This window comes from Okeania sp. SIO3B5 (assembly GCF_010692555.1).
Classification (GTDB): Bacteria; Cyanobacteriota; Cyanobacteriia; order Cyanobacteriales; family Microcoleaceae; genus Okeania.
The window spans coordinates 1-7431 of sequence record NZ_JAAHHG010000494.1; the positions used below are offsets into that span (position 1 = coordinate 1).

The window sequence follows — 7431 nt, forward strand, 5'->3', positions numbered from 1 at the left end:
TTTGCAGGATGGTATTCAATTTTAGCTTCTATTCCTGTCAAGGAACCGTGAGATTTGGCCATTACTCACATTGAATTACTTTACTCAAGGTTAGCAGAGCTTGCCTTTTTGTGTCAATAATATTTGCGCTTTGCTTTGGCATGAACTCAAGTTTCGTGTCTGGTTCCTAATTTTTCTACCTATTTGCCATTGTGTCATATCCTAGACATTTTGTAGATGTTTGTCTAGGATAGTCCATATTTTTTGGTGTTAGCAAGCAACAGTTGACATCCTCCCAACGCTGCTCTCACGAGACAGCGCGGGATTCTCTAGCATCACTGTTAGAGACTTTCTGTTTCTGAGCACCCGCCTTTCCTACGGAATGCTCCGCAAACGGAGATTTACTCTCTTCGGGTCTTACGGTCGCTCCACAGACTGACACTGCGAGTCCCGCAGCCAAAATATTGATCGAAGCGTTTATGTCCCTGTCATGGTGAGCTGCACATTCTGGGCATTCCCACTCTCTAATATTTAGAGGCAATTTTTCCACTATATGACCACAATTAGAACAACGTTTAGAACTGGGAAAGTATCTATCAATCTTGATTAATTCCCGTCCATACCATTGGGCTTTATAATCTAATTGCCTAACTATTTCTCCCCAATTAGCATCACTTATTGCCCTGGCTAATTTATGATTTTTCACCATGTTTTTTACTGCCAAGTCCTCAATTACAATAGTTTGATTTTCTCTGATTAATTGGGTAGTTAGCTTATGGGTGTAATCAAGCCTTGAATCTTTAACAGGACTTACGCAAAGGCACTATTTATAGAGTAAAGTAACTGTTGGACAATAGTCTTGAGCGCTATATATAGCGTATCTGCGTAAGTCCTATTTAATTTTTGTGTGTATCCTAGCTAATTTCAGTCTAGCTTTTTGATAGTTATTAGATCCCTTGGTTTTTCTAGATAGAGACTTTTGGGCTAATCTCAGTTTTTTGTGTAATTTGTTGAGATTTTTAGGATTAGCAAATGTTTCTCCATCACTTGTAGTAACTAAACTGGTAATTCCTAAGTCAATACCAATTTGCTTGTTAATCGGTTTAAGCCTAAAATCTCTGGTGTCATTGACTCTCAAAGACACAGACCATCTACCAGATGGGTCCAGTTTAACTGTGATTGTAGTTGGCACAGAGTTTTCTGGTAGTTGCCTACTCCATCTAATAGCTAACGGTTCAGAACATTTAGCTAAATATACTTGACCATCTTTCCACTTAAATGCAGACTTTGTAAATTCAGCACTACCACCATTGCGCTTTTTCTTGAAGTTAGGATATTTAGTCCGTCCACTAAAGAAGTTAGTAAAAGCTGTTTGTAGATGTCTCAAGCCTTGCTGTAATGGTACACTGCTTACTTCTGTGAGGAAATCTAAATCTTCCTGTTTTTTCCAGTGAGTCAGCATAGCTGAAGTTTGCTTGTAGCTCACTCGTTGCTTTTGTTCATGCCAGGCTTGAGTTCTTACTGCCAAAGCTCTGTTATAGACCAAGCGTACACAACCCAAAGTTCTCCTCAACAGATTTTCTTGTTTTGGAGTAGGGTAAAACCTAAATCTGTATGCTTTTTCAACCATTCACTGCTTACTTATTTAAAGTTTAGATATTAACAGATTATCTGTAAAACCGCTCTTATTGATTGGTTTTCCCATCCCTGTACTCCCCTAATAGCTGCCGCCACCATCCTCCGCCAACGGGAGAGCGCGGGTCTTCAACCAACGTTGAGATAAATTTACCGATTTGGACAATATTTTTTTTATTCCTTGTTGGTCGTTGCGATTATTATAGCGATTTTCTTTCTTACGGCAGAAGTCAAATGTTTTAATTGTTGAAAAATTTGCAGTAATCTTAAAAGTCCTTTGTATCTGGAGGAGAAGAAATCATACTAAAGTGTATCCAGCAATCTCTACCCTGTTGTTTAGCTTCATATAAAGCTCTATCAGCCTGGCCAATAAATGTATGGAGCGTTCGTTCGAATGAAGGAATTTGAGTCGCAATACCAAGACTGATAGTAACTATTTGTTCTTTCCCACTAGGATGAGGAAGACCTAAAGCCTTAATGGCTGATTGAATCTGTGCTGCTACTTCACAAGCCCCAATTTGGTCAGTATTTGATAAAATTACAGCAAACTCTTCGCCCCCATAACGAGCTAGCAAGTCTGCCGGACATTTCAAAACCCCTTGAGCTGTATGAGCTATATTAATCAAGCATTTGTCTCCTTCTTGATGACCGTAAACATCATTGTAAAGTTTGAAATAATCCACATCAAGCATAATTAGAGATAAAAATTCCTTTTGTCTTGCCATTCGTCGCCATTCTTGGTTTAAAAATTCATCGAAGTAACGACGGTTAGGAACTTGAGTTAAACCATCAAGTCTAGCCAGACGTTCTAACTTGAGATTTGCTTGTTTAAGTGCATCCAAGGTGTTGCCTAACTCATCTGCTTGTGAGCGAGTTTGAGCAAGTAGATGGGAATGTTCTAAAGCAACACTAAACTGAGCTGCTAATTGTTTGACAAATCTAATTTCAGCAGGAGTCCATTCACGAATGTTTTCACAATGATGAATACAAAGCAGTCCCCACAGTTTTGAACCCATCATTAAAGGCATAATAATTTGTGCTTTAATCTGAAATTTTTCTAAGACTTGAATATGACAGTCTTTTAAACCAGCATTGTAGATATCGGTCAATACTTGCATACGCCCCTGTTGATAATGGATGGCATACTGTTCCCCAAAACAATAATCGTTGACTTTTATCGAAAGGGCAGAATCATAAATTGGTAAAACGCTTTCAGAAACAAACTCTCCATAGCAATAGTTACTTTCTGGGTGGAAGCGAAATATTCCTACGCGATCGCTCTCTAGAGCTTTTCTAACTTCTTTGGCGGTGGTTTTAAATAATGTATCGAGGTCGAGAGATTCACGAATTTCTGAAATTAAGTTGAATAAAATCATTTGTTGTTGGCTAGCTGCTCGCAAATCTTTGGCTGTTTGTTCGACTTCAGCTAGTTGTTCTGCTTGCTGTACTGCAAAGCCCAGTTGAACAGCAATTTGACTTAAAAAATTTACTGCAGAAGTTTCCCATTCATGGGGTTTAGAATGTTGATAGGCAGCCAGAATACCCCATAGTTTTTGTTTAATAAAAATAGGAGCAGTGGCATATGCTCGAATCTGAAATTGTTCTAATATTTCAACATGGCATCGAGACAACCCTGCTTGATAAATATCTTTTACTACGAGTGTTTCATTACTGCTATACCGACCACCTTGATTATTTTGAAGATAACAATCATTCCAGACAGTGTTTTTGTATGTAAACTCGAGTTCATCCCAACCAACTTCAGCAAATTCAAAGTCACCAACAAATTCACCTCCCCAGTCTTCATTAAAACGATATACTGAGACTCGTTCGACACCTAAAAGTCTACAAGTTTCTTTTGTGGTTGTGCGAAAGATTGTTTCTAGGTCGAGAGATGCTCTAATCTTGCTAATAACTCGATATATTGCTTTCTGTTGTGCATATATTTGCTCTAGTTGATCAGTTTTTTCATTTAGTTGAGTCTCTAAATTATCTATAGTAGGTAATCTCAATAACCTAGATATTTGATTAATAATTTTACGGTTGATAGTAGGCAATATAGATTGAGGTATTATTTTATTCATCAGAATTTTTTATAAAAATTTATAAGCTAAATATAGCACTTTTTAAAAAAAGTCTGTGTGACTGTATTCTATTGAATCTTGATATTATTTATATTTTTTTTATTTAAAACCAGAGCCATTCAGTATTTAAATGTGAATAATTTGATACCTAATATAGATATCAAACCCACTGTCTAAGGTTCATGATAAATAGGAGTGTTCTAATTCCCTTTATTATCATACTGCCTGCAAGGGCAAACTGCAGGAAATATCTAAAATTATTGACTCTTAAGCTGTTCAACATTTATAGCGGTTTCCACTCATGTTAATTACAAACCTTCAAAAAATATGTTCATTATTTTTCAACCTCAAACAATAAACAATTAATCGTTAAAATTAATAAAAATATAGTAAGCATTCAGCGGTCAGCTATCAGCTATGAGTTATTAGTTCATTATTAGCTCCAAAGAGAAATTAATCTCCAAGGAGAATTAAAATTTATCAAAAAAATGTCTTCAGCTAACCTTAGTAAGTTATTACGTTCAAAAGCTGTTTGCGCAGTATTCCGCAGGAAATGCTTACAAAATATAGGCGATCGCTAATTAGGGAAAGAGGGAGTAGGCAGTAGGCAGTAGGCAGTAGGCAGTAGGGAGAAATAATTGATAGTTTCTGTGTGAGAATTGATTTTATTTTTTATTATTGGAGATGTCTACTAGGACAGAAAAATTAACAGACCATTTTTCCGACTACCTTCTCTATCGCTCCCATTCCTCCTGACTTCCCCTCCCAGGAGCAGGGCTATTTCAAAGTATCGCAAGTTAACGATGAGCGGGAGAATAGGAGTAATGGGGAGCAAAGAATAGCAAAATTTACCAAAATTGCCTGGTTTTGAGCGCCAATAACGTCTCTTTTGCTCTGACTAAAATGGTGAAAAGTCAATTTAATCATAAATTAAAAGCCTCTATGCCCGTGTCTCCGTTTCCCCGCGTCTCCGTGTCCCCGCGTCTCCGTGTCTATTGAGAATGAAACAGCCCTGCCCTCCCAGGAGGGGTTAGGGGTGGGTTGATTCCTGACTCCTACCCTTACCACTCATACTTCCATAAGCAAACCCTAATTATTCACAACTTGTAATTGTGATGTTAAAAATCGATCCATCCAAGCTTCTAAATAGACTTGATTTGCTGCTTGTTCCTCTGGATTTTCTGTATCTAAAGGATGAGGTGCTAATCCTAAAAGTGCTGCTGTTGTTACACAAAACATTGACTTTTGAAAAGTCTGACAAATTTTGACTCGTAAATTATTTGTACCTCGGTTAGTTTTTTGATAAACTTCTAGAAGATAATCTGGTAAAAAATGTCGCATATCTTGCATTAGTAATGTAGGTGGAATTCCTGCTCCCCCAATAGGTAATGGATCGGCATATAAAGCACCATAAGTAAATCGACTTTGTTCATGGTCTATTTGTCGAGCTTGAGCATTATATGAAACTGTTCCTAAAAATGGCGTACCTCGGAAGAAAATTGCTTCTACATAGGGAACTGCTGTATCGGTTAAAAAGGTTAAACCTACTGATTTAGGAATTATTTCATAACGCTTACCTTTGACATTTACAGCATAGGTAATTGGTAAATTTGCTGCTGCTACTAATCCTGATAAAATATGATCTACTACTTGAGGAATAGATGTCATTTTCCCCTGGTCATACTTATCAGATAAGGTCATAAATATGTCGCTCATTACTCGCCAAAATTGACCTAAAGCACTGTAATAAGCTTGTTGACGTACCAGATCTGGTAAAAATTCAGGAAATAATTGATTGAGTGGCATTAATATCATATTTCCTATAATTTTGGCATCTATTACTACTTTTGCTAATTGTTGAAATTCTGGTGAATCTAAATATTTATCGAGACCTCCACCCCCATGCCATAACATTCCTCTCATACAATATTCTGCATACTCATAATTAATCCGATCGTGCCACCAAAACTTCAGTAATTTACCTAATGAAATTTTGCCGTTGAAGTATTTAAAAAAGGGAAAAATTTCTAAAAATTGATGTTCGGCAATATAAATTAGATTTTTGGAATAGGCATCTAATACAATGCCATAGCTTTTCAAAATTCCGACAACTTCTAAGACGTTTTCTGGTGTATCTTTTAGTAGGGCTTGACCAGATTTTAAACGATTAATATAGGCTGAAAGTGGATGAGTATTAGATTTTAAAATTGTGGTCATAAATTGTTTGTCCTAAATTTGATATTTAATTTATACCATTTCTCAAAAATAATGCTATACTTAGGGCTTGCTGAAAAAGTCTTATGGGTGAAGGTAGGAGACAGGAGACAACCCACCCCTAACCCCTCCCAGGAGGGGGAGAGGAGAAATGGGAATTTGGAGGAGGTAGGAGTAAGAATTTTCCCAAGATTGTTCTGCCCAACTCTTGACCAAAATCCTGAATTTTTGAACCATTACCACCTAAAACCTCGCACCCCCTCCAGATCTAAAATTGCTCAAACCCATATCAGTCAATGCTTGGATATTTAATCAGCAAGCCCTACTTATGCAAAACTTCAATGATTAAGTAATTAGGGTTTGCGCTCAAAAGTCTTTTAGTAGGGGTAGGAGACAGGAGACAACCCACCCCTAACCCCGACGTGGAGGGGAAGACAGGAGATAAGAGAAATGGAAATGAGCGAGGAGGTAGGAGCTAAGTTTTGTCCCAAGATTGTTCTGCCCAACTATGTGCCTAAAATACGCTCCTTTTTGAGCCTTTTAGACTGAAACAGGCGCACTTTTTTCGCTCCCAAAAAGGCTAAAGTCTTTATATGTCAATGCTTTGATATTTAATCAACAAGTCCTAATTAGGGTTTGCTGATTAATTATCGCGCGTATTGACTGATATTGGTTTTAGGCAATTTATGTCTTGAAATGTCTTGAAAAAATATTAGCTTTTCAGCAAGTTTAGGTTAAAAAAGTGAGGATTTTCACCGAAGCAAAAGCCAAAAAATCACTCTTACTATTATGAATGGCCACTGACTCTGTAATTCCTATTCCTTCTTTGTCCTAACTACTCCCTACTCCCCTCCTGGGAGGCAGGGCTGTTTCAAAGTATTGTAGATTAAAGATGAGCGGGAAAACGGGAGATGAGGGCATTGTGGAACAGTGAAATTTGCCACGCATTTGCCGATTTTGAGCGCCAATAAGCATCCCTTTTGCTCTGACATTAATGGTGAAAAGTCAACCTAATATCATAAATTAAAAGCCCTCATCCCCGTGTTTCCGTGTCTCCGTGTCTCCGTGTCCCCGTGTCCCCGTGTCCCCGTGTCCCCGTGTCTATCGAGAATGAAACAGCCCTGCCTCCTGGGAGGGGGAGGGGCGAGGGGTGGGTACCTACTCCCTACAAAGAGCAAAAAGACTTTATTCAGCAAGTCCTAATTAGAATGATTATGATTCAATAACGTATTAAGTAATTAGGCGTTGCTGATTAAATTTTAAAGCATTGACAGATAAAGGTTTTAACCGTTTTAGGTCTTGAAAAAGTACAAGGTTTTTGCTCCTTAAAGCTCAAAAAGTTAGGATTTTGGGTTGACGCGAGGCAGAACAATCTTGGGATAATTTTTCCTCCTGCCTCCTCTAAATTCCTTACTCCTCCTGTCTCCTGTCTCCTGTCTCCTGACTCCTACCCTCACCCATAAGACTTTTTCAGCAAACCCTAATTAGGAGTTGCTGATTCTGGGTATGATTTGATAAA

At 37.9% G+C, this 7431-nt stretch carries 2 protein-coding genes and 1 pseudogene; all 3 read right to left on the bottom strand.

Annotation, left to right across the window (positions count from 1 at the left end):
- Positions 1–286: 286 nt before the first annotated feature.
- Positions 287–1609: pseudogene (locus F6K54_RS36405) on the bottom strand (RNA-guided endonuclease InsQ/TnpB family protein).
- Between the two features lie 271 nt (positions 1610–1880).
- A complete protein-coding gene (locus tag F6K54_RS36410; protein ID WP_293088746.1) occupies positions 1881–3698 on the bottom strand; it encodes a diguanylate cyclase domain-containing protein in 1818 nt (605 codons plus the stop codon).
- A 1089-nt stretch (positions 3699–4787) separates the two neighbouring features.
- Positions 4788–5915 (bottom strand): CO2 hydration protein, encoded by a 1128-nt coding sequence (locus F6K54_RS36415; RefSeq protein ID WP_293088748.1) that lies wholly within the window; start codon positions 5913–5915, stop codon positions 4788–4790.
- Positions 5916–7431: the final 1516 nt, after the last annotated feature.